The sequence below is a fragment of the Caballeronia sp. LZ035 genome, assembly GCF_031451175.1.
GTDB lineage: Bacteria > Pseudomonadota > Gammaproteobacteria > Burkholderiales > Burkholderiaceae > Caballeronia.
Genome location: NZ_JARUXS010000001.1, coordinates 599,280 through 621,754, shown reverse-complemented (window position 1 = coordinate 621,754; position 22,475 = coordinate 599,280). Strand labels below are relative to the sequence as shown.

The following is a 22,475-nucleotide window of genomic DNA, read 5'->3' as shown; positions in this document are numbered from 1 at the left end:
GCTATTACACCAGCACGCGCTCGATACCGCCATTGTTCGCGCGTTCGACGTACTGCTCCATCCAGTTCTCGCCGAGCACCTTGCGTGCGATTTCCACGACGATATAGTCCGCCTCGACGTTGGCGTCCTCGTTGTAGCGCGACAAACCTTGCAGGCACGACGGGCAGCTCGTCAGGATCTTGACGTCCTGCGGCACAGCGCCGTTGACCGGCTGCGGGCCGTCACCGGCCTTGAGCACGGAGCCGGGCTGCGCGCCGGCGGACCCCGCTGACGCATTCGCGATGTTGATCGCGTTCGCGCCCGCTTCCGCGACGAGCGGAATGCCGCGCAGCTTGGCCGCGCCCTTGCGGATTTCCTCTTCCTTGCGGAAGCGCACCTGCGTGGAGATGTCCGGCCGCGTCACCGCGAGCGTGCCCGACTCGCCGCAGCAGCGGTCGTTCTTCTCGATCTTGTAGCCGTCCTTCTCCGAACCCATCAGCTGATTGACCAGCTTGACGGGATCCATGGTCTTGATCGGCGAGTGACACGGGTCGTGATACATGTAGCGCGTGCCGCTGACGCCATCGAGCCTGATGTTCTTCTCGAGCAGGAACTCGTGAATGTCGATGATCCGGCAGCCCGGGAAGATCTTCTCGAATTCATAGCCCGCGAGCTGGTCGTAGCAGGTGCCGCACGACACCACCACGGTCTTGATGTCGAGATAGTTCAGCGTATTCGCGACGCGGTGGAACAGCACGCGGTTGTCGGTGACGATCTTCTCGGCCTTGTCGAATTGGCCGGAACCGCGCTGCGGATAGCCGCAGCACAGATAGCCCGGCGGCAGCACGGTCTGCACGCCCGCTTCCCACAACATGGCCTGCGTGGCGAGCCCGACCTGTGAAAACAGCCGCTCCGAGCCGCAACCCGGGAAGTAGAACACCGCTTCCGTATCGACGGTCGTTGTCTGCGGATTGCGGATGATCGGAACGATCTTGTTGTCCTCGATATCCAGCAACGCGCGCGCGGTCTTCTTCGGCAGGTTGCCCGGCATCTTCTTGTTGACGAAGTGGATCACCTGCGTGACGACCGGCGGCTTGCCGACGGTTGCCGGCGGCTTCGCCGTCTGCTTCCTGACGAACTTCTTCAGCACGTCGTTGCCGAGACGCTGCGCCTTGTAGCCGACGCCCATCATCGCGGTGCGCGCGAGATTGATGGTCTGCGGATTGGTCGCGTTCAGGAAGAACATGCCCGCCGCATTGCCCGCGTTGAACTTCTTCTTGCCCATCTTGCGCAGCAGGTTGCGCATGTTCATGGTCACGTCGCCGAAGTCGATCTTCACCGGGCACGGCGTCACGCACTTGTGGCAGACGGTGCAGTGATCGGCGACGTCGTTGAACTCGTCCCAGTGCTTGATCGACACGCCGCGGCGCGTCTGCTCTTCATACAGGAACGCCTCGACCAGCAGCGAGGTAGCGAGAATCTTGTTGCGCGGGCTGTAGAGCAGGTTCGCGCGCGGCACGTGGGTCGCGCAGACCGGCTTGCACTTGCCGCAGCGCAGGCAGTCCTTGATGGACTCGGAAATCGCGCCGATATCCGACTGCTGCATGATGAGCGACTCATAACCCATCAGCCCGAACGACGGCGTGTAGGCGTTGCGCAGATCGGCGCCGTCGAACAGCTTGCCCTTGTTGAAGCGGCCATGCGGATCGACGCGCTGCTTGTAGGCGCGAAAATCGCCGATTTCCTCTTCCGTCAGAAACTCCAGCTTCGTAATGCCGATACCGTGCTCACCGGAGATCACACCATCGAGCGAACGCGCCAGCTTCATGATGCGCGCCACCGCGTGATGCGCGTCCTGCAGCATCGCGTAGTTGTCGGAGTTGACCGGAATATTGGTGTGCACGTTGCCGTCGCCGGCGTGCATGTGCAGCGCGACGAACACGCGGCCGCGCAGCACTTGCTTGTGGATGGCCTGCGCTTCGTCGAGGATCGGCTTGAATTCGCCGCCGTTGAAGATCTGGCGCAGTTCCGCCCGGATCTCCTGCTTCCACGAGATGCGCACCGTGCGGTCCTGCGCGACGTGGAACACGTTGGCGTCCGGCTGCACATCGACGCGATCCGCGAACTTCTCCGCGAGCGCCTCGTAGCCGACCTGAAGCAAGTGGTGCTGGGCCTCGCGCAGCGGCATGTCGAGCTGCGCGCCGACGAAAGTCCAGCGCTCGCGCACGCGCTTGAGCAGATCCAGCGCCTGCTGCACGCGGTCTTCCAGCAACTCGGCGCTGGGGATCTCGTTGGCGTCGTCGGTCTTGCCGAGCGGCAGCTTGCCGGTGCGGAAGAACGCTTCGAGCGCATCGACGAGTTGCAGCTTGTTCTTGATCGACAGCTCGATGTTGATGCGCTCGATGCCGTCCGTGTACTCGCCCATGCGATTGAGCGGAATCACGACGTCTTCGTTGATCTTGAACGCGTTCGTATGCTTGGCGATGGCGGCCGTGCGCGAGCGGTCCAGCCAGAAGCGCTTGCGCGCCTCGGCGTTGACCGCAACGAAGCCTTCGCCGCTCTTGCCGTTCGCCATGCGCACGACTTCCGACGTGGCGGCGGCTACGGCATCGGCGTCGTCGCCGACGATGTCGCCGATCAGCACCATCTTCGGGAACGCGTTGCGCTTGCTCTTGGTGGCATAGCCGACCGCGCGCAGATACCGTTCATCCAGATGCTCGAGGCCGGCGAGGATCGCGCCGCCCTGCTTCGACGTTTCGAACAGATAGTCCTTGATCTCGACGATGCTCGGAATCGCATCGCGCGCCTGACCGAAGAATTCGAGGCAGACGGTGCGCGTGTGCGCGGGCATCTTGTGCAGGATCCAGCGCGCCGACGTGATGAGACCGTCGCAGCCTTCCTTCTGCACGCCGGGCAGGCCGGCCAGGAATTTATCCGTGACGTCCTTGCCGAGTCCTTCCTTGCGGAACGTGCGGCCGGCGATGTCGAGGTTCTCCGTGCGGATCAGCTTCTCGCCCGGCGCGCGGTTGCCGTCGAACCAGTCGAGCCGGAAACGCGCCACTTCGATGTCGTGGATCTTGCCGCAGTTGTGATCCAGGCGCGTGACTTCGAGCCAGTTGCCTTCCGGATCGACCATGCGCCACCACGCGAGGTTGTCCAGTGCCGTGCCCCACAACACGGCCTTCTTGCCGCCCGCGTTCATCGCCACATTGCCGCCGACGCAGGACGCGTCGAGCGAAGTGGGATCGACCGCGAACACGAAGCCCGCCTGTTCCGCCGCTTCGGTCACGCGCCGCGTGACCACGCCCGCGCCCGAGAAGATGGTCGCGACCTTGTGCTCGACGCCCGGCAGGCTCGTCATCTCGACCGGCCCGAGCTGTTCGAGCTTCTCCGTGTTGATGACGGCCGAGAACGGCGTCAGCGGAATCGCGCCGCCGGTGTAGCCGGTGCCGCCGCCGCGCGGAATCACCGTGAGCCCGAGTTCGAAGCACGCCTTGATGAGCCCGGCGATCTCGGCTTCGGTGTCCGGCGTGAGCACGACGAACGGATACTCGACGCGCCAGTCGGTGGCGTCGGTGACGTGCGCGACGCGCGACAGACCGTCGAACTTGATGTTGTCCTTCTGCGTCTGCCGGCCCAGCACGCGCGACGCGCGGCGGCGCAGGTCGGCCATGCGGGCGAATTCGGCGGCGAAATCATCGACGGCGCGGCGCGCTGCCGCCACGAGCAACTGCACGCGCCCGGCGCGTTCCTGGCTGCCGGCTTCGTCATGGTGAGCGGACAGGTCCGCGCTGCGGCGCTTCTCGATTTCGGCGAGACGGTGATTCAGCGCGTCGACCAGCATGCCGCGGCGCTTCGGGTTGTCGAGCAGGTCGTCCTGAAGGTACGGATTGCGGCGCACGACCCAGATATCGCCGAGCACTTCGTAGAGCATGCGCGCCGAGCGGCCGGTGCGGCGCTCGTTACGGAGTTCGTCGAGGACGGCCCAGGCTTCGTCGCCCAGGAGCCGCATGACGATTTCACGATCGGAAAACGACGTGTAGTTATAGGGAATTTCGCGCAGACGGGGTTCAGTATCGAGCGCCAAGGCGGCATGGGCGCCGTTCGGATCGAAGGCTTGAGGTGCGTTCATGTTCGACGGTTCGGTGTGCCGGCGGGCGCGCTCTTCAAAGCGGAAACGCCGACGATGCGCGTGGGGGCGCAAATTTTCGAGTGAGACTTATCTTGGCGAAGGCCGCCGGAACCGCCCTGCGCAACATGCTGCGAAGCGGACGTCATCACGACGCCTTCGGTGTGCCCGGGATCAACGCCACGATCGCGCGTGACGCGCATGCCGCTCGGCCGCCGCGTGCGACGCGCGGGGGACATGCGCCAGAAAATCGATCCGAAGCTGCCGGTGCATCTGCCGATCCTGATTGCTGATACGTAAAAGGAAATTCTAACCCATCATGATGACCCGCGTTGCCGGGCGCTAGCAGGCGGAAGGGCTTTTTGCTAGTACATTCGCGACGCGTTCATGGCATTTTCGACGCTTTTTTGCACGACCGTCCGGACGGTTGAAACACAGGTGGGGGCAGCGAGAGGCAAGACAGGCGCTATCATGGATGCTTTCGCCCTCAAAACCCGCGCGCATGCGTGCCGCGTGACGATTCTCCGCATGACACATCCCGACTACCTGAAGAAAGTGCTGACCGCGCGCGTGTACGACGTTGCGCGGGAAAGCGAGCTCGAACCGGCGCGCAATCTGTCGGCGCGCCTGCGCAACTCCGTGTTCCTGAAGCGCGAGGACAACCAGCCGGTGTTCTCCTTCAAGATTCGCGGCGCCTATAACAAGATGGCGAACCTGTCGGCCGACGAACTCGCGCGCGGCGTGATTACGGCCTCGGCGGGCAATCACGCGCAGGGCGTGGCGCTTTCGGCGGCGCGGCTCGGCTGCCGCGCGCTGATCGCGGTGCCGACCACGACGCCGCAGGTCAAGATCGACGCGATCCGCACGCATGGCGGCCCGACGGTCGAAGTCGTGCTGGCGGGCGAATCGTACAGCGACGCCTACACGCGCGCCGTGCAGCTTCAGGAAGAACGCGGCCTGACCTTCGTGCATCCGTTCGACGATCCGGACGTGATCGCCGGGCAAGGCACCGTCGCGATGGAAATCCTGCGCCAGCATCAGGGGCCGATTCACGCGATCTTCTGCCCGATCGGCGGCGGCGGGCTGGCGGCGGGCGTGGCGGCCTACGTCAAGGCGGTGCGTCCGGAGATCAAGGTGATCGGCGTGCAGACCGAGGATTCCTGCGCGATGGCGAAATCGGTCAAGGCCGGCGAGCGCATCACGTTGAACGAAGTCGGGCTGTTCTCGGACGGCACTGCGGTAAAGCTGGTCGGCGAGGAAACCTTCCGGCTGTGCCGGGAACTGCTCGATGACATCATCACCGTCGACACCGACGCTCTCTGCGCCGCCATCAAGGACGTGTTCCAGGACACGCGCTCGGTGCTCGAACCGGCGGGCTCGCTCGCGGTGGCGGGCGCGAAGCTGTATGCGGAGCGCGAAGGCATCGAGGGCAAGACGCTGATCGCGGTGACCTCGGGCGCGAACATGAACTTCGACCGCATGCGCTTCGTCGCGGAACGCGCGGAAGTGGGCGAAGCGCGCGAAGCGGTGTTCGCCGTGACGATTCCCGAGGAGCGCGGCAGCTTCCGGCGCTTCTGCGAACTGGTCGGCACCCGCAGCGTGACCGAGTTCAACTATCGCATCGCGGATGAGAAAGCTGCGCATATCTTCGTCGGCGTGCAGATCAAGTCGCGCAAGGAAACGGCGCAGATGATGACCGCCTTCGTCGAACATGGTTTCGCGACGGTGGATCTTTCGCACGATGAACTCTCGAAGCAGCACATCCGCTACATGGTGGGTGGCCGCTCGCCGCTCGCGCGCGACGAACGCCTGTTGCGCTTCGAATTCCCGGAACGGCCGGGCGCGCTGATGAAATTCCTGTCGTCGATGGCGCCGGACTGGAACATCAGCCTGTTCCATTACCGTAACCAGGGCGCGGACACCAGCTCGATTCTGGTCGGCATCCAGGTGCCGCAGACGGACAACGCGGAGTTCGAGCGCTTCCTCGCGACGCTCGGCTATCCGTGGTGGGACGAAGGCGCGAATCCGGTGTACCGGCTGTTCCTTGGCTGACAACATCGCCTTCACGCTCGAAGACAAGCTCGTCGTCGCGATTTCGTCGCGCGCGCTGTTCGATTTCGAGGAGGAGAACCGCGTGTTCGAAACCGGCGAGCTCGCGCGTTATGAGGCCTTGCAGCGCTCGCGGCTCGATACGCCCGCGAAACCCGGTGTCGCATTCAGCCTGATTCGCAAGCTGCTCGCGCTCAATACACAGGAACAACGTGTCGAGGTGGTGATCCTGTCTCGTAGCGATCCCATCAGCGGCCTGCGCGCGTTTCGCTCGTGCAAGGAGCATGGCCTGGCGATCGAGCGCGGCGTCTTCACGCGCGGGCGATCGCCATTTGCGTACCTGAAGCCGTTGCGGGCGTCGCTGTTTCTGTCGGCGAATCCGGATGACGTGCGCGCCGCGTTGGCCGCCGGTTTTCCGGCCGCGCGCGTGCTGCCGGAAACGCCGAGCGCCGCGAGCCGTTATGCCGACGAGATCCGCATTGCCTTCGACGGCGACGCCGTGCTGTTCTCCGACGAAGCCGAGCGCGTTTTCCAGAGCGACGGCCTCACGGCGTTCGTCGGGCATGAAACCACCAAGCGCGAACAACCGCTGCCCGGCGGCCCGCTAAAGCCGCTGCTGGCGGCGCTCAACAAACTGCAGCACATCGCGGACGAGCACGGCAGCGGGCCGATGCACATCCGCACCGCGCTCGTCACCGCCCGCTCCGCGCCTGCACACGAGCGCGCGATCCGGACGCTGATGGCCTGGGACATCGAAATCGACGAAGCGATGTTCCTGGGCGGCCTCGACAAGGGCGAGTTCCTGCGTGAATTCGAGCCCGACTTTTTCTTCGACGATCAAATTCGCCATTGCGAATCGGCCCGCGTCGTCACGGCGACAGGGCACGTTCTCAGCGGCATAGCGAACGCCACATGACACCCGAACAATCTCCGCTCGGCAAGCCCGTCCACTACACCGAACAGTACGATGCGTCGCTGCTGTTCGCGATCGACCGCAAGCGTGCGCGCGATGGGATCGGCGTGCCTGCACGGCTGCCGTTCTTCGGCACCGATATCTGGAACGCCTACGAGCTCTCGTGGCTGAACCGGAACGGCAAGCCGCAGATCGCGGTCGCGACGTTCTTCGTGCCGGCGGATTCGCCGAACATCGTGGAGTCGAAGTCGTTCAAGCTGTATCTGGGATCGTTCTCGCAGACGCCGTTCGATTCCATCGACGACGTGCGCGCCGCCATCAAGCGCGACGTGTCCGCGATCTGCGGCGCGACCGTGTCCGTGCAGCTTGCCGCGCCCGCGGATTTCGGCAAGCTCGTGATGGAAGAGTTCGAAGGGCTGTCGCTTGATCGGCTCGATCTCGATTGCAACGTGTACTCGCCTGACCCGTCATTGCTGAGCGCGGCGCAGGGTGAGACGCCCGTCGACGAGACGCTGTTTTCGAATTTGTTGAAATCGAATTGTCCGGTCACGGGCCAGCCGGACTGGGGCAGCGTGCAGATCCGCTATTACGGCTCGCAGATCGATCACGCGGGATTGCTGCGCTACATCGTGTCGTATCGCGAGCATACGGGGTTTCATGAGCAATGCGTCGAACGCATCTTCATGGACATCATGCGGGAGTGCAAGCCGGAACGGCTCGCGGTGTATGCGCGTTATACACGGCGTGGGGGGCTGGATATCAACCCGTTTCGCACGAATTTCAATCTGCCGATGCCGGATAATGCGCGGTTGGCGCGGCAGTGAAGCTTGCAGGCAGCTCTGCTTCACATGAACCAGAGCTGCGCGGGTCTTACGCCTTCTTATAAGCCACGCAATCCACCTCGACCTTGCAGTCGATCACCATCGACGACACGACACACGCCCGCGCCGGCGGGTTCGCGCCGAAATACTCCTTGAACACCTTGTTGAACGACGCGAAATCGCGCGGATCATCCAGCCACACGCCGCAACGCACCACGTGCTCCGTGCCGTAGCCCGCTTCCTGCAGGATCGCGAGCACGTTCTGAATCGCCTTGTGCGTTTGCTCGACGATACCGCCGTTGATCACCTCGCCGTTTTCCATCGGCGTCTGGCCCGACACGAACAGCCAGCCATCGGCCTCCACCGCGCGTGCGAACGGCATATGCGCGCCGCCTTGTCCCTTGCCGCCTTCCACGCCATAACGCTTCATCGCTTCACTCCTTGATTCAAAAACAGTCTTAGAACGCACCGTGCGCATCGAGCTTCGATGCCGAGCCGCGCGCAACGAAATGTCCCGCGCGCGCGCCGGTCACGGCCCGCTCGCGATACGTCAGCACCCCATTCACCCACACCGCGTCGATGCCGTCCGCAGCCTGCTGCGGCTGCGCAAAAGTCGCGGCATCGCGCACGCGCTCGGCATCGAACACCACCAGATCCGCGTGATGGCCGACCTTCACTTCACCGCGCTCCGTCAGGCCGAAGCGCCGCGCCGTAAGACTCGTCATCTTGCGCACCGCTTCCTCGAGCGGCATCAGCGCCGTGTCGCGCGCATAGTGCCCGAGCACACGCGGAAACGCGCCCCACAGACGCGGATGCGGCAACGGATCGTTCGGCAAGCCGTCCGAGCCGACCATCGTCGCGGGATGCGACAGGATGCGCCGCACGTCGTCTTCCAACATGTTGTGATACACCGCGCCCGCCGGCTGCAAACGCTTCGCGGCTTCCTGCTGCGTCACCTGCCACGCGTCGGCCACTTCCCGGATCAGCTTGCCCGCCATCTCCGGATGCGGCGTGGACCAGGTGATCGTGATGTCGATGTCGCCCGTGACCTGCTTGAGGTCCAGCGTCGACGAACTGCGGTTGTACGGATAGCAATCGCACGCCACCGGCTGTCCCGCGCGCGTGGTGTCGATCGACTTCAGCACTTCCGTGCTGCGCCCCCAGTTCGACGGCCCCGCGCACTTCAGATGCGAAATCACCACCGGCACGCGCGCATGACGCCCGACCCGATAAGCCTCGTCCATTGCATCGAGAATCGCGTCGAACTCGGTGCGCATGTGCGTCGTGTAGAGCGCGCCTGCTTGCGCCAGCGGCTCGGCGAGCGCCTGCACTTCCTCGGGCGGCGCGCTGAACGCCGAACCGTAGGCCAGACCGCTCGACAGACCGAGCGCGCCGTGCGCCAGCGCCTCTTCGAGTTGCGCGCGCATGCCGGCGATTTCGTCGCCGGTGGCGGCGCGATCGAGCCGGTCCATGTGATTGCTGCGCAGCGCCGTATGGCCGATCAGCGCGCCGACGTTCACCGCCGGGCGCGCCTCGTTCACGGCCGAAACGTAATCCGCAAAGGTCGGATACTGGAACGCGGCGGCATCGCCGAGCAAATTCATCGGATCGGGCGGCGCGCCCTTCAGCGTCACCGGCGACGCGCTGATCCCGCAATTGCCGACGATCACCGTCGTCACGCCCTGGGTGATCTTCGGCATCATCTGCGGCGCCCGGATCACGTGAGTGTCGTCGTGCGTATGAACGTCGATGAAGCCGGGCGCAAGCACCTTGCCCTCGGCATCGAAAGTGTCGTCGGCACGCCTGCCGGACAAGCCGCCAGGCGCCGTGATCGCGACGATGCGACCGTCGCGCACCGCGACATCGCGCGCCACGGCGGGCGCACCCGTGCCGTCGATCACGCGCGCGCCGACGATCAGCGTATCGGCCTGTTCCATGATCAGTCTCCCAAGGGTTGACGCTCGCCGCCGCCGCGATGCGCGTCGAGCGCATGCTTCATGCGGCGCAGCAGTTCGCGGCTGGTGTCGGCCTGCTTGACGGCCAGTTCGGTGACGAGCAGGTCCAGCGCCATCATCATCGCGTAGCGCGACGACGACGGCTTGTAGATGAAGTCGCTTTCCATCGCGATGACCGGGATCAGCCAGTCGGCCAGCACGCCCAGCGGCGATGCCGGCGCGGTCAGCGCGATCACGCGCGCGCCGTACTGCTTCGCGAGCCGGCAGCTTTCGACCATCTCCGGCGTCTGCCCGGTCACCGAGAGCGCGACCACGACGTGTTCCTTCGACAAGGTCGACGCCACCATCCGTTGCAGCAGGCCGTCCTGATACGACGCCACCGGCCGGCCGAGCCGCACGAGACGAAAGCGCATTTCATCGGCGAGCGCGGTCGAGCCGCCGCCCATGCCGAACACGTAGATCATCGCGGCATGGGCGAGCGCGTCCGCCGCCTCGGCCACCGGCGCGGCCGCGAGCGCGCCCTGGTTTTGCGCGAGCGTGCTCTGCACTTCCTCGAAAATGCGCGCCGCCAGCGAAGCGGGCACGGCGTCGGCGTCGCGCGTCAGGAAGCGCTGGCCGACACCCGCCGCCTGCGCGAGCCGCAGCTTCAATTCGCGCACGTCCTCGCAGCCGACCGCCTTCGCGAAACGCGTGACAGTCGCGATGCTCACCGCCGCCTTGTCCGCCAGCGCGCCAATGCTCGCGCGCGACGCGGTCACGATGTCGTCGAGAATCAGCGCCGCCACCTTGCGTTCCGCGTCACGCAGTTCGGGCGCGCGCTCCGCAATGCGTGCGACGATGTCGATATCGATGGAATGGGACGGACCGTTCATGACGTATGCGGCTGACCCGCGATGATGTTACTAAATAACATTTCCATCCCGGATGCTACTTTGGTTACCATCCTAGCGTCAACCTCGGAGCGCGAGAGACGGCGCCCGATTCCATTTAAACGGACGATGGAGCAGCAGCACATGAAAGTTACAAACTATCAAAGCCCGGCGATCGATCCGTTCGGCAAGGGTCTCGGCATGGTGCCGGGCACGGGCATCCAGTTGCAGGACGCGGCGCGTCTGCAATGGAACCTGCTCGAGGAAGATGTCAGCCTGCCCGCCGCCGTGCTGTATGCGGATCGCATCGAACACAACCTGAAGTGGATGCAGGCGTTTGTCGGCGAATACGGCGTGAAGCTCGCGCCGCACGGCAAGACGACCATGGCGCCGCAACTCTTCCGCCGTCAGCTTGAAACCGGCGCGTGGGGCATCACGCTGGCCACTGCGCATCAGGTGCGCGCGGCGTACCGCGGCGGCGTGCATCGCGTGCTGATGGCGAACCAGCTCGTCGGAAAACGCAACATGGGCATGATCGCCGAGTTGCTCACCGATCCGAACTTCGAATTCTTCTGCCTGGTGGATTCAGCCGACGGCGTCGATCAGCTCGGCGAATTCTTCAGCTCGGTGCGCAAGAAGCTCAATGTGCTGATCGAACTCGGCGTGCCGGGCGGGCGCACCGGCGTGCGCGACGACGCCCAGCGCGACGCCGTGCTCGCCGCCATCGCGCGCTGGCCGGGCACGATCGAACTGGCGGGCATCGAGTTGTATGAAGGCGTGCTGCAGGACGAAGAACGGGTGCGCGAGTTCCTGAAGAGTGCCGTCGATGTCACGCGCGCCTTGATCGCCGATGGCAAGATCGCGCGCCAGCCGGCGATCCTCTCCGGCGCAGGATCCGCATGGTACGACGTGGTCGCCGATGAATTCGCCAAGGCCCATAGCGATGCCATCGAAGTCGTGCTGCGTCCGGGCTGCTATCTGACGCACGATGTCGGCATCTACAAGAAGGCCCAGAACGAGATTTTCGCGCGCAATCCGATCGCCAAAAAAATGGGCCAGGGATTGAAGCCGGCGCTGCAACTGTGGGCGTATGTGCAGTCGATTCCGGAGCCGGACCGCGCGATCATCGGGCTCGGCAAGCGCGATTCCGCTTTCGACGCGGGCATGCCGGAACCGGCAAAGCACTATCGTCCGGGCAACGACGCGCCGCGTGACATCGCGGCCGACGAAGGCGGGGAGATTTTTGGCTTGATGGACCAGCACGCGTATCTGCGTATCCGTCCGGGCGACGATCTGAAAGTCGGCGACATGATCGCGTTCGACATCTCGCACCCCTGTCTGACCTTCGACAAGTGGCGTCAGATTCTCGTCGTCGATCCGAAGTATCGCGTCACCGAAGTGATCGAGACGTTCTTTTAGGCCTTTGCCTCGAGCGCGGCCGCCTGCAACGCACTGGCGGCCGCCACGTCCTGGATGCGTCCCTCGAACATGTGCAGCGCGCTCGACAGCGCCTCGATGGCCTCGTCGGGCAGCGACGCCATCGTGTCATGCAGGAACGCGTTGCGGCGCGGCAGACCTTCTTTCGCGATCGCACGGCCTTGCGCCGTCAACGCGACATTCGACACGCGATTGTCGCGCGCATCGACGCTGCGCATGATCCAGCCGAGGCCTTCGAGGGTTTTCAGCTGCCGCGTCAATGCGCCGGGATCCACCTTGAGGTGCTCGACGAGCTTCTTCTGCGACAGCACGCCCGCATGCTCGTGCAGTGCGAGCAGGATGCGCCAGCGGGGCATCGGCTGACCGACGGCCGTCTCGAACGCCGACATGAACGCCCGATAGGTGCGTCCGAACTGTTGAATCACGGCAATACGGTCTTGTTCGTTCATGCTGGGATTCCTTGCTCACTCGGCGAGGATGACCGGTTCCTGCGGCCCTTTCAGGCGCACCGGAGGAACGCGCCGGGACTGCCATACCGACACCACCGCGATCAGCGCCGCCAGCGCCAGCCCGATGTGAATCGCCGCCACCAGCGACTCGCGCGCGGACTCGAGCAGCATCGCGCCGTCGTGGCCTGCGGCGGCCAGTTGCGCGAGCAGCGCCTGTTGCCCGTCCTGATTGATGAGGATCTGCGGATCCGAGAGATCGCTGGCCCAGCGCAGCGCGTGTGCCTTGTCGAGCGCGAGGTTCACGCCGCTCGCGTACAGCTGGCTCACGAGCGTACCGGTGAGCGCCGTGCCGATCATCCCGCCGATCATGCGCAGTGATTGCAGCAGCGCGGTCGCGATGCCGAGATGCGCGCGCCCGGCCGTCTGCTGGGCGAACACGGTGAGGTTCGGCATTACGAAGCCGAGGCCCAGGCCGCCGAGCAGCATGACCACCAGCAACATCGAACGCGGCATGTTGTGCGTCGCCACGACGACGCCCAGACACGACAGCGCCAGCAGCGAGAAGCCGGCATACAGCATCAGGTTGGCGTTCTTCAGCCGCGTCACGATGCGTCCGTTCACAATGCTGCCTATCGTGATGAACACCACGAGCGGCGTGATCATCACGCCCGCGTCCTTCGGCGACATGCCGAAGCCGCCCTGGAACAGCAGCGGCGCGTAGAACAGCAGCGAGAACATCGTGAAGCCGCCGAGAATCGCCAGCGTGAAGAGCGCGGCGAGCGCCGGGTTGCGGAACATGTCGACCGGCAGGATCGCGTAGTCGCAGCGCTTTTCCCAGCGCCACAAGCCGAAGCCCGCCGCGATGCTGACGACGAGCAAGCCCGCCGTTACGACGCCGAAGCCGTGTTTGGGCAACATCTCGACGAACAGTTGCAGCGCACCCAGCGACGCGGCGATCAGCAGCGCACCGGGCCAGTCGAGCCGCATCTTGCCCTGGTGAGCGACGTGACGCAGATGCGGCAGAAAGCGCCACACGAAGAACAGCGAGATCACGCCCACCGGCAGATTGACGTAGAACACCGAGCGCCAGCCGTAGTACTGCGTGAGGAAGCCGCCGAGCGACGGCCCGACCGCATTGGCGATGCCGAACGCCGAGCTCATCAGCACCTGCCAGCGCAGGCGCACGACGTTGTCCGGAAACAGATCGGCGATACAGGCGAACGCGGTGCCCACCAGCATGCCGCCGCCTATCCCCTGCAAGCCGCGCGCGAGCACCAGGAACATCATGCTGTTGGCGAGCCCGCACAGCACCGAGGCGATGGTGAACACCACGATCGATGCAATCACGAACGGCTTGCGCCCGTAATAGTCACCGAGCCGTCCGAAGATCGGCACCGTGATGACGGAGGTCAGCAAGTAGGAGGTGGCAACCCAGGCGTAGAGGTCGAAGCCCTTGAGTTCGGCGACGATGGTCGGCAGCGCGGTGCCCACCACGGTTTGATCGAGCGCCACCAGCATGGTGACGAAAGAGACGCCCAGCATCGCCATGAGCGATTCGCGGAAAGGCAGAACCTGTCCGCTGGAGTGATGCGCGGCGGTATGTACGGCCATCTTTGAGAGCGCAACGATTGACTAGTCAATGGAAAGGCAATCATAGCACGCTGTGATCTGCTCATTCGCGTGGCACTCTACGGCTTACGCTACGTACCGAACACATCCCAATGGAACCGACGCCGATCATCACCTCCCCGCTCTCCACCGACGATTTCGCTGCCCTGTCCCGCGCCAAGGAGCTGCTGGAGAGTCCGTCACTGACCATGAAACTGGCGAGCGTCGTCGGCGCGCCGATCGAGAAGCTGCTCGGACGCCTGCCGGGGGCCGCGCAGGAAAAAGTCGACGAAGCGACCCAGCTCGCGCTCCGGAAGTGCCTGCAACTGGCGCTGCGGACGATCAGCAAGAGCGCGCCCTCCGGCTCGCTACTCGCGCCGCCGCCCGACAAGCCGCACAACCTGATGCACAAGCTCGCCGTCGCGACGACCGGTGCCGCGGGCGGCGCGTTCGGCCTGTTTGCGCTGCCCGTGGAACTGCCGGTCACGACGACGTTGATGTTCCGCTCGATCTGCGACATCGCGCGCAGCGAGGGCGAAGACCTGCAACGCGTCGAAACGCAACTGCAATGTCTGATGGTGCTGGGCATGGGCGGCACGAAAGCCAGCGACGACAACGCCGATCTCGGCTACTTCATCGTGCGCAGCGCGCTGGCGCAGTCGGTGTCGCGCGCGACCAGCGAGATTGCGGCGAAGGGCCTGGGCAGCCACGGCTCCACGGCGCTCCTCAAGTTCCTGCAGACCATCGCGTCGCGGTTTTCGGTGCAGGTCAGCGAGCAAGTGGCCGCCAAGTCGATCCCGGCGATCGGGGCGGTGCTCGGCGCCATGGTCAATACCGTGTTCATCGATCACTTCCAGCAGATGGCGCACGGGCATTTCACCGTGCGCAGGCTGGAACGCCGATATGGCGGGTCGGCTGTCGAGCGCGCATATCAGACCATCGAGGTGATCGGCAGCCGATGAGCGGCGCGTGAGGACGTCATCTCTTCGATGAACGCCGCCGCGCGGGCCAGCGCCTCGCTGGCCTCGGGCATGAACGGCGCCCAGATCTGAAAGATGTGCGGCACGTTGCGCCAGACATCCAGTCGGACTTCGACGCCTGCAGCGCGCGCCCGCCCGGCGACGCGCGTCGAGTCATCCAGCAGCAGTTCCGTGTCGCCGACCTGAAGCAGCAGCGGCGGCAGGCCCGCGAACTCGCCGAACAGCGGCGACGCATACGGATGGCGCGCATCGGCGCCGCCGAGATACTGCGCGGCCACGCGCGGAAACACCGCCGCGTGATACATCGGATCGCGGCCTTCGTTTGTCTGCATCGACGCACCGCCGCAGGTCAGATCCGTCCACGGAGAAAACAGCACCGCCGCTGCCGGAAGCGGCGTGCCGGCGTCACGCAACGCGAGCAAGGTCGCGAGCGCCAGGCCGCCGCCCGCCGAGTCGCCGGCGAGGGCAATCGAATGCGGGGGCGTGCCATCGTCGAGCAAGCGCCGATACGCCGCGACGCTGTCGTCCACGGCGGCAGGAAAGCAATGCTCAGGCGCCAGCCGGTAGTCGAGCGACAGGACACTGGCGTGTGCCTGCGCCGCCAGCCTGAAGGTAATCGCACGATGACTGCGCGGCGAGCAGAAGTAATAACCGCCGCCGTGAAGATAGAGGATGGTCCGCGGCGGGTGCGTCTCGTTCGTGAGCCATTCGTCACCGGACGCGCGAACCATGAGCCGCCAGCCCTTCGGCACACGCGGCGTCCACACTCGACGCGACGCATAGGCCCGGGCCCGTTCGACGTCGAGTTCCGGCTGCGCGGTATGCGGACGGATACGCGTGCGCAACGCCCAGCAGGCCAGCGCGCGCTGCCAGCTCATCGGCGCGCGCTCAGTTCGACGGCATGACCTGACCGCGTATCTCGCCGGTCGGATTCTCCTGCGTGTGAATGTTGAAGTACCACTGGCCGGACATCAGGTCCGCGACCTGTTGCTCGTTGAGCGTCGCCTGGCCCTTCATGGGACTGGCAAGCGATTTCTTGTCGACCGGCACCTGCACCTTGGCGTTCTGGCCGACGGGCGCCGGACCATGAAAATGCGCCATCGTTGCGGGGCCGGACAGCTCCGCATAGGTCGCGGTCCAGGCGAGGACGTGCGTGTCGGTGTCGAAGGTCGCGTCGAGCGTGCCATGGCCCTTGCTCACGCGCGGCGGAACTTCGCTCGAGGGTTGCAGGTTGGCTTTCAGCGCGACAGCATCGGCATGGGCCGCGCCCGATGCCAGGAACATCAGCGCCCATGCGGCGGTCCAGCGGAGAGGGGATCGGCATGTCGAAATCATGTTTGCGCTCCTGGTGACGACCCGAGAGGCGCATCGATGACCCGCGGTCCTGCGCCCGGTGCATGCCATGGTAGTGCAATTCCGCTTGACGGCGCAGGTGGCCACGCGGAGCAGCGCACAAGCAAAACAAAAGGCACCCGAGGTGCCCTTTGATCATGCGCTGCGCTCGCAGCGCGCCGCGTTACTTCGTGCGGTTATCAGAAGCGATGGCGGATGCCCGTGTTCACGAGCACCTGACGGCTGCTCGACGACGCGCCGAACGCGTTGTTGTAGTTGGCGATCGACGCCGTCGGGTAGAAGCCTTCCCCGCCGCCCGAGCCGATCTGCGCCACGCCTTCGACGTGGAAGTCCGTACGCTTGGACAGCGCGTAGTCGAGCTGGATGCCGAACTGATGGTACTTGACCGTGTCCGTGCTCTTGCCGTAGCCGCTGGCCTTGGCCGTCGAGAACGTATAGGCCGCGCCGAGCGCGAGCGCCGGCGTCAGCAGATAGCGGCCGTTCACTTCGTAGTTGTTGATGACCACCGAACCGCTTTCCAGCGCCGTGTTGTCCAGACGGCTTTGCGTCCACAGGCCGCCGAAGGTCATGGCCTCGATCGAGTACGCAGCGCCCGCGCCGAACGTGCGCTGACGCTGACCCGTGGCAGGACCGAAGCCGAACGTGTTGGTGAACTGTTCGCCCGTCACCGCGCCGTTGGTCGTGGAGTTCACGCCGTTGGCCTGCATGTAGGCCGCGCCGAGCTTCAGCGGACCATTCGTGTAGCCGGCGCCGAAGCTGTAGGCCCGGTTGTCGGCGAAGCCGTTGGCGTTGTTCGAGAAGCCATAGAGACCGCTGAACGTCAGGCCCGCGTAGTTCAGGCTCTGGTACTTGATGGAGTTGGCGATGCTGAAGTCGCTGTTCAGGTTGTCGTTGCCGCCGACGTGACCGAAATACGTACCGCCCCACGTGCCTGCCGCGCTCAGCGGTCCGAGGTAGTCGACGACGGAGTCGAACTGCTTGCCGAACGTGACGGTACCGAAGCCCGACTGCATCCCGACCCATGCCTGGCGGCCGAACGTTGCACCGCTGTCGTTGGACTGGCCGTTGTTGACGCTGAAGCCGCTTTCCACCGTGAAGATGGCCTTCATGCCGCCGCCCAGATCTTCAGAACCGCGCAGACCCCAACGGCTTTCCTGCAGGTTGCCGCTGGTGAGACCGCGGAAGCTTCCCTTCTGCGGCTGGCCGGCCGGCGAGCCGGTGGCAACGTTGTTCACGAAGGTCATGCCCACGTCGAGCACACCGTACAGCGTGACGCTGCTTTGCGCGCTCGCTGCCGTCGCAAAAGATGCAGCGATGGCCGCCACGGCCGCTCCGATGAGATTCTTTTTCATGCGTGTTCCTTTGAGTGAGTCCTGCGGACCCGATGGGTTGCTTCGGCTGAACGCTGGTCGAGCGGACCAACACCTTGCTCGCTTAGCCTCTGTCCGAAATTCGGCACGGCAAAGTTTATGGCCCGCTTTTTTTGAGAAGCCGGCAAAGGAATCGCAAAAGGCTTTTTGAATAATTCGAATAACTTATTTTCGATATGGGAAAACCCTTGGGTTGCGCGCACTTATCCAAGGCGTGGTCTGAAACGCCACGGCAGTCCGAGGGTTTGAAGTTGCGCGCATGCGACAGTGGTCGCGCAGTGGTTGTATGGAGACACCGTCATAGCTTCGGATTGATCCGATTGCCTTGCGCTGAATCACGCTCTTAACATCGCGCACGCTTATCACGCCGGTACGCGCGGAGCCGCATCCATCATCGCGTTTGTTTTGCGTTGATTCCGCGTTCCCTCCGCATTCGACCGCCTGTTCTTCCTGTCATGAATCTTCTTCACGCCATGCGCGTTTTCTCGAAGGTCGCGGAAACCGAATCGTTCGGACGCGCCGCCGCCGCGCTGGATCTCTCCAATGCCGTGGTCACCCGTTATGTTTCGTTACTGGAAACGCATCTGAATACGCGTCTGTTGAACCGGACCACGCGCAGCGTGTCCCTGACCGAGGCTGGCCGTCTCTACGCAGAAGGATGCCGCGCGGTCATCGAGCAAGTAGAGGGTGTCGAGGCTTCGGTGACGAGCAGTTCCGTCGATCCGTCAGGCACGCTCAAGCTCGTGGCATCGGCCTCGTTCGCCCTGCTCGGTCTCACGCCGATGCTCGGGCTTTTCCACAAGCGTTTTCCAGGCGTCAAGCTTCGGCTCACGCTGCTGCATCGTCCGGTGGATCTCGTCGCCGAGGGTTTCGACGTCGGCATCGTCACCGCACATCAGGTCAACAGCGGCATGCTGATCAACCGGCCGTTGTTCAGGATCGGGGCAACGCTGGTGGCCTCGCCCGCTTATCTGAACACGAGCGGCGTTCCGGACCGGCCCGCCGCACTGAGCCGGCACGCGTTCCTTGCGCCGTCCGCGGACATTCATGGTTCGAACTGGTCGTTTTCCGGTCCCTCCGGCGCCGTGGAAAGTCTCGCGCTCGATCCGACTTACACGGTGAACAGCATGCACATGCTGCGACAGGCGGCGCTGTGCGGCATGGGCATCGCCGTGCTGCCGGAGAGCCATGTCATGCAGGACTTGCGGGACGGTTCGCTGCTGCGCCTGTTGCCGGACTACGCAATCAGGGACGCCGACAAGGAAGTGTCGATTGTGTATCCAGGGCGTCGTCACGTTTCAGCCAAGACGCGTTCCTTCGTCGATTTCGCGCTGGACTATTTTCGAAGCCATGAGCCATCGGGTGAAGAGCGCGACAGCGTGTTGCCATCCGCTACCTGAGGTGGCCGTGAGGCATCAGTCCGTGTTGCAGACAGGGGCTATCAGATCAGCGCTGCGCCCTGCGTATGAATGCGCTCGACGAGTTGCTCGCATCGTTCGATCAGCGCAAGGCCTTCCCGTTGCCGGATTTCGGCCGACTGGGCGGGCAGGTCGCGACGAAACACTTCGAGCGCATCGAGCAACGGCCGATACTGCAACACACTGGCCGCGCCGACGACCCGATGATGCCAGTCGCGCAGTTCGTCGACCGTGCCGTGAAACAGCAGCTTGCGCAGCGCGAGCAGGTCTTCGCGGAATGAGGAAGCGAAAGCATCGAGCAGCGCCCGCACGGTGACTTCACTGCCCCATACCTGAGCCATGGCGGCAAGATCCAGTTCATCCCTGTCTTCCTGCGAGACGCCGCGGCTCGGTGGCGCGAGCATCTGTGTCTCGGTGATCACGGCTCCCGAAACACGCCAGCGATTCAGATGCTCACGCAGCGTGGCCAGCCGCGTTGGTTTCACGAGGCAGTCGTCCATGCCCGCTTCACGACAGCGTCGCAACTCGTCGGGTGCGGTGCTGGCCGTGATGCCGAGGATCGGCAGGCGGTGCACCGTCTCGTGCTCCGCCGACCGCACCCGGCGCGCCAGTTCGTAACCGGTCATGTTCGGCATGTGGCAATCCGTGATGAGGAAGCCGTAGCGCGTGTCCGCGAGCGCCGCACAGGCCTCCACCCCGTCATGCACGACGTCGCAGGCGAAACCCAGCAGCGCCAGCTGATGCCGGATCAATTCCTGGTTGACCGGATGATCCTCGGCCACCAGCACGAGCTTGCCGCTGCGCAACGCATCCGCGCGGTCTGGCGCCGCCATCTTCGACACGCCGCCGAACACCGCGTGGGCGGCGTGCGCCTGGGCACGCGCAGCGACTTGCGGCATGCCCGTGCAGGCCGCCACGCATGCCGCGCCGAGTCCGTGCCAGGAGAGGGGGTTCACACTCACACGAATGTCGTCGTCGAGGATGCGATAGCCGGTGGGTTTGGGTTTCTCGGTGAGGTGGATCACGCAGGCGCCCAGGGGCATGGCCGTCCTGTGCGCGTCGCTGAGGAAGACGATGTCCGTGTTCCTGCATGCTTCGAACCCGGACGACACGAGCTCCGCCGGCGCGCGGCGTTGCAGTTGCAGACCGAGCGCCTCGCCATAGTTGAGGAGCGCCTGCGCCAGCCGGTCGTCGTCAATGGCGACGATCGCACGCTTGCCGCGCAGCCCTCCGACCTGATACCGCAAGGTGTCGAGCGGCATGGTGAGGCGCACCGTCATGGCAGTGCCGACACCGACCGCACTCTTGAGCGTCATCGTGCCGCCCATCAGTTCGACCAGGCGGTTACAGATGGTGAGCCCGAGCCCGGTTCCGCCGAAGCGCCGCGTGGTGGAAGTCTCGGCCTGAACGAAGGGCTCGAACAGGCTTTCCTGGGCCTCGGCTGCGATGCCGATGCCCGTGTCCTTCACGCACAACTCGATCACCTGCTCCGTCTCGCTCTGCTCGACCGTGTACACATGCAGCGAGACATCGCCCTTGATCGTGAACTTGATGGCGTTGCTCATCAGGTTGAAGAGAATCTGCCGCAGACGCACGCTGTCGCCGCGCAGGACGGCGGCTACTTCTGGCGCGACGTCCACGCGCACCCGCAGGCCTTTCTCATGCGCGCGGGTCGCGAGCAGGCCGACTGCGCTGTCCACGAGCTCGCGCAAATCAATAGGCGTGGATTCGATCGACAGACGTCCCGCCTCGATCTTCGAGTAGTCGAGCAGGTCGTCGAGAATGTGCAGGAGCGCGCTCGCCGAGTCCTGGATCATGCCAAGCATCTGCGACTGGTCTGAATTCAGCGGCGTATTTTCCAGCACCTCGACGAGCCCCAGCACGCCGTTCATCGGCGTGCGGATTTCGTGGCTCATCATGGCCAGGAAGTCGTCCTTGGCACGCGAGGCGGCCTCGGCGATATCACGCGCCCGCGCCAGCTCCTCGGCTCGCGCATGCTCCACGCTGGCATCGGCCCAATAGCCGCTCCACACCACCGCGCCGTCTTCCTCGCGGTGCGCGACGAGGTCGGCGCGAATCCAGCGCGTGACGCCCTGCACGGTGGAGCGGAACTCGGTATGCAATGGTTCGAGCGTACGCGCCGACATCTCGATCTCTTCGAGCAGACGCGCACTGTCTTCCGCATGCACGTGGGTCAGTGCGTGAATGGGCTCGTCGGCCAGCACCGCGACGTCCAGACCTAAGAGTTGCCGCGTGTCGCCGTCGATGTACGGAAGACTGTACTTGCCCCGGCTCGCACGGCGCAGCTGAAACACGACGGCCGGCAGCGAACGCGTGACGTCATGCAGGCGACGTTCGGTCTGGCGCGCGCGCGTTTCGGCATTGCGGATGTCCGTGATGTCGATCATGGTGCCGATCACGCCGGCCCATTCGCCGTTCGACGCCGCGAACGCCCCCGTCCAGAACAGGCCGCAGCGCGGATTATTCGAGTTATCGCAAAACTCCGCCTCCAGTTCCTGACGCTGGCCGGTGGCGAGCGTGGTGCTGGTGAGTTCGTGCAGTACCTGGCTTTGTTCATGCCCCCAGGCCGCCACTTCGAGGCTGGTGTGCCCGAGAATGTCTCCGCGCCGCACGCCCAGCGCCTGCTCGAAGGCGCGATTTACCGCGATGTAGCGGTTCTCCATGTCCTTCACGACGAGCGGATACGGCACGACTTCCATCATGGTTTGCTGGAAGCTGAGCTGGGTGCCGAGCCGCTGCTCGGTTTCGATGCGCTTTGCCATTTCCCGTTGCAGGAGAATGAGCGCACGCAAAGTCACAAAAAACACCGCCACGACGCCAATGAGCATAGGCAACAGACGCAGGTCGGTGATGCTCAGGCCACCCTCCGCGGCATGGCCGGCCAGCGGCGTCAATGAACACAGGAGCACCAGACAACGGGCAAACGACACTGACGGCACTCTCAATTCGATCCTCTCTCAAGCAAGCCGGCTTGTTCATGCTCCGGCCAAGCACCTTTCCCGCCGATGCTCGATGTTGGCGTGGCGTCGGAATAATGCCGTTCTAGTCTGACGGGTATTCGCTGTGCGCCGAATCAGAACCCTCCCAAATGACACGCTGCATGGATGTGCGACAGGCGCCGCGC

16 protein-coding genes are annotated in these 22,475 nt (G+C 64.5%); 6 read left to right on the top strand and 10 right to left on the bottom strand.

Annotation, left to right across the window (positions count from 1 at the left end):
- Nucleotides 1-4: 4 nt before the first annotated feature.
- Nucleotides 5-4,111: an FAD/FMN-binding oxidoreductase gene (locus QCE88_RS02985; RefSeq protein WP_309899041.1), complete on the bottom strand. Its 4,107-nt coding sequence runs from the start codon at nucleotides 4,109-4,111 to the stop codon at nucleotides 5-7.
- Between the two features lie 525 nt (nucleotides 4,112-4,636).
- Between QCE88_RS02985 and ilvA the strand changes: the two genes are divergently transcribed.
- The 3 genes from ilvA to queF are packed head-to-tail and all read left to right on the top strand — an operon-like array spanning nucleotide 4,637 to nucleotide 7,894.
- Nucleotides 4,637-6,160, top strand: a complete 1,524-nt coding sequence (ilvA, locus tag QCE88_RS02980; RefSeq protein ID WP_309903355.1) for a threonine ammonia-lyase, biosynthetic — start codon at nucleotides 4,637-4,639, stop codon at nucleotides 6,158-6,160.
- A 4-nt stretch (nucleotides 6,161-6,164) separates the two neighbouring features.
- Complete coding sequence (locus QCE88_RS02975) at nucleotides 6,165-7,073, top strand: 5'-nucleotidase (protein ID WP_309903353.1); 909 nt, start codon at nucleotides 6,165-6,167, stop codon at nucleotides 7,071-7,073.
- A complete protein-coding gene (gene queF / locus QCE88_RS02970; RefSeq protein WP_309899039.1) occupies nucleotides 7,070-7,894 on the top strand; it encodes an NADPH-dependent 7-cyano-7-deazaguanine reductase QueF in 825 nt (274 codons plus the stop codon). The genes QCE88_RS02975 and queF overlap by 4 nt, the downstream gene beginning before the upstream one ends.
- Before the next feature lie 46 nt (nucleotides 7,895-7,940).
- Here the strand turns inward: queF and QCE88_RS02965 are convergent, their stop codons facing one another.
- From QCE88_RS02965 to QCE88_RS02955, 3 genes are read right to left on the bottom strand one after another with little or no spacing between them, the layout of a single operon-like run.
- Nucleotides 7,941-8,321: a RidA family protein gene (locus tag QCE88_RS02965; protein WP_309830366.1), complete on the bottom strand. Its 381-nt coding sequence runs from the start codon at nucleotides 8,319-8,321 to the stop codon at nucleotides 7,941-7,943.
- Between the two features lie 28 nt (nucleotides 8,322-8,349).
- The gene (locus QCE88_RS02960; RefSeq protein WP_309899037.1) at nucleotides 8,350-9,828 is read right to left on the bottom strand and encodes a D-aminoacylase; all 1,479 of its coding nucleotides are present in this window, start codon (nucleotides 9,826-9,828) and stop codon (nucleotides 8,350-8,352) included.
- 2 nt (nucleotides 9,829-9,830) lie between these two features.
- Nucleotides 9,831-10,718 (bottom strand): MurR/RpiR family transcriptional regulator, encoded by an 888-nt coding sequence (locus QCE88_RS02955; protein WP_309899035.1) that lies wholly within the window; start codon nucleotides 10,716-10,718, stop codon nucleotides 9,831-9,833.
- Nucleotides 10,719-10,859: 141 nt separating this feature from the next.
- On the opposite strand from QCE88_RS02955, the gene QCE88_RS02950 reads away from it, so the two are divergent.
- Nucleotides 10,860-12,134: an amino acid deaminase gene (locus QCE88_RS02950; protein WP_309899033.1), complete on the top strand. Its 1,275-nt coding sequence runs from the start codon at nucleotides 10,860-10,862 to the stop codon at nucleotides 12,132-12,134.
- Here the strand turns inward: QCE88_RS02950 and QCE88_RS02945 are convergent.
- Both QCE88_RS02945 and QCE88_RS02940 read right to left on the bottom strand, forming a co-directional pair.
- Nucleotides 12,131-12,601 (bottom strand): MarR family transcriptional regulator, encoded by a 471-nt coding sequence (locus QCE88_RS02945; RefSeq protein WP_309899031.1) that lies wholly within the window; start codon nucleotides 12,599-12,601, stop codon nucleotides 12,131-12,133. The two genes, QCE88_RS02950 and QCE88_RS02945, sit on opposite strands and share 4 nt — an antisense overlap.
- A 15-nt stretch (nucleotides 12,602-12,616) precedes the next feature.
- On the bottom strand, nucleotides 12,617-14,212 hold the full coding sequence (locus QCE88_RS02940; RefSeq protein ID WP_309899029.1) for an MFS transporter: 1,596 nt from the start codon (nucleotides 14,210-14,212) through the stop codon (nucleotides 12,617-12,619).
- A 110-nt stretch (nucleotides 14,213-14,322) separates the two neighbouring features.
- Between QCE88_RS02940 and QCE88_RS02935 the strand changes: the two genes are divergently transcribed.
- Nucleotides 14,323-15,171, top strand: a complete 849-nt coding sequence (locus QCE88_RS02935; protein WP_309899027.1) for an EcsC family protein — start codon at nucleotides 14,323-14,325, stop codon at nucleotides 15,169-15,171.
- On the opposite strand, the gene QCE88_RS02930 is transcribed toward QCE88_RS02935, so the two are convergent.
- From QCE88_RS02930 to QCE88_RS02920, 3 genes are all read right to left on the bottom strand, one after another.
- The gene (locus QCE88_RS02930; RefSeq protein WP_309899025.1) at nucleotides 15,141-16,067 is read right to left on the bottom strand and encodes an alpha/beta hydrolase; all 927 of its coding nucleotides are present in this window, start codon (nucleotides 16,065-16,067) and stop codon (nucleotides 15,141-15,143) included. The two genes, QCE88_RS02935 and QCE88_RS02930, sit on opposite strands and share 31 nt — an antisense overlap.
- Nucleotides 16,068-16,077: 10 nt before the next feature.
- A complete protein-coding gene (locus QCE88_RS02925) occupies nucleotides 16,078-16,524 on the bottom strand; it encodes a CHRD domain-containing protein (protein WP_309899023.1) in 447 nt (148 codons plus the stop codon).
- A gap of 197 nt (nucleotides 16,525-16,721) precedes the next feature.
- Nucleotides 16,722-17,894, bottom strand: coding sequence for a porin (locus QCE88_RS02920; RefSeq protein ID WP_309899021.1), 1,173 nt, complete (start codon nucleotides 17,892-17,894; stop codon nucleotides 16,722-16,724).
- A 473-nt stretch (nucleotides 17,895-18,367) separates the two neighbouring features.
- Between QCE88_RS02920 and QCE88_RS02915 the strand changes: the two genes are divergently transcribed.
- Entirely contained in the window at nucleotides 18,368-19,312 is a 945-nt protein-coding gene (locus QCE88_RS02915) for a LysR family transcriptional regulator (RefSeq protein ID WP_309899019.1), read from the top strand.
- Nucleotides 19,313-19,353: 41 nt separating this feature from the next.
- Here the strand turns inward: QCE88_RS02915 and QCE88_RS02910 are convergent, their stop codons facing one another.
- Nucleotides 19,354-22,113: an ATP-binding protein gene (locus tag QCE88_RS02910; protein WP_309899017.1), complete on the bottom strand. Its 2,760-nt coding sequence runs from the start codon at nucleotides 22,111-22,113 to the stop codon at nucleotides 19,354-19,356.
- Nucleotides 22,114-22,475: the final 362 nt, after the last annotated feature.

Coding starts and splice junctions, on each gene's coding strand:
- QCE88_RS02985 (WP_309899041.1), bottom strand. CDS start 4,111: ATGAACGCACCTCAAGCCTTCGATCCGAACGGCGCCCATGCCGCCTTG.
- ilvA (WP_309903355.1), top strand. CDS start 4,637: ATGACACATCCCGACTACCTGAAGAAAGTGCTGACCGCGCGCGTGTAC.
- queF (WP_309899039.1), top strand. CDS start 7,070: ATGACACCCGAACAATCTCCGCTCGGCAAGCCCGTCCACTACACCGAA.
- QCE88_RS02965 (WP_309830366.1), bottom strand. CDS start 8,321: ATGAAGCGTTATGGCGTGGAAGGCGGCAAGGGACAAGGCGGCGCGCAT.
- QCE88_RS02960 (WP_309899037.1), bottom strand. CDS start 9,828: ATGGAACAGGCCGATACGCTGATCGTCGGCGCGCGCGTGATCGACGGC.
- QCE88_RS02955 (WP_309899035.1), bottom strand. CDS start 10,718: ATGAACGGTCCGTCCCATTCCATCGATATCGACATCGTCGCACGCATT.
- QCE88_RS02950 (WP_309899033.1), top strand. CDS start 10,860: ATGAAAGTTACAAACTATCAAAGCCCGGCGATCGATCCGTTCGGCAAG.
- QCE88_RS02945 (WP_309899031.1), bottom strand. CDS start 12,601: ATGAACGAACAAGACCGTATTGCCGTGATTCAACAGTTCGGACGCACC.
- QCE88_RS02940 (WP_309899029.1), bottom strand. CDS start 14,212: ATGGCCGTACATACCGCCGCGCATCACTCCAGCGGACAGGTTCTGCCT.
- QCE88_RS02935 (WP_309899027.1), top strand. CDS start 14,323: ATGGAACCGACGCCGATCATCACCTCCCCGCTCTCCACCGACGATTTC.
- QCE88_RS02930 (WP_309899025.1), bottom strand. CDS start 16,067: ATGAGCTGGCAGCGCGCGCTGGCCTGCTGGGCGTTGCGCACGCGTATC.
- QCE88_RS02925 (WP_309899023.1), bottom strand. CDS start 16,524: ATGATTTCGACATGCCGATCCCCTCTCCGCTGGACCGCCGCATGGGCG.
- QCE88_RS02920 (WP_309899021.1), bottom strand. CDS start 17,894: ATGAAAAAGAATCTCATCGGAGCGGCCGTGGCGGCCATCGCTGCATCT.
- QCE88_RS02915 (WP_309899019.1), top strand. CDS start 18,368: ATGAATCTTCTTCACGCCATGCGCGTTTTCTCGAAGGTCGCGGAAACC.
- QCE88_RS02910 (WP_309899017.1), bottom strand. CDS start 22,113: ATGGCAAAGCGCATCGAAACCGAGCAGCGGCTCGGCACCCAGCTCAGC.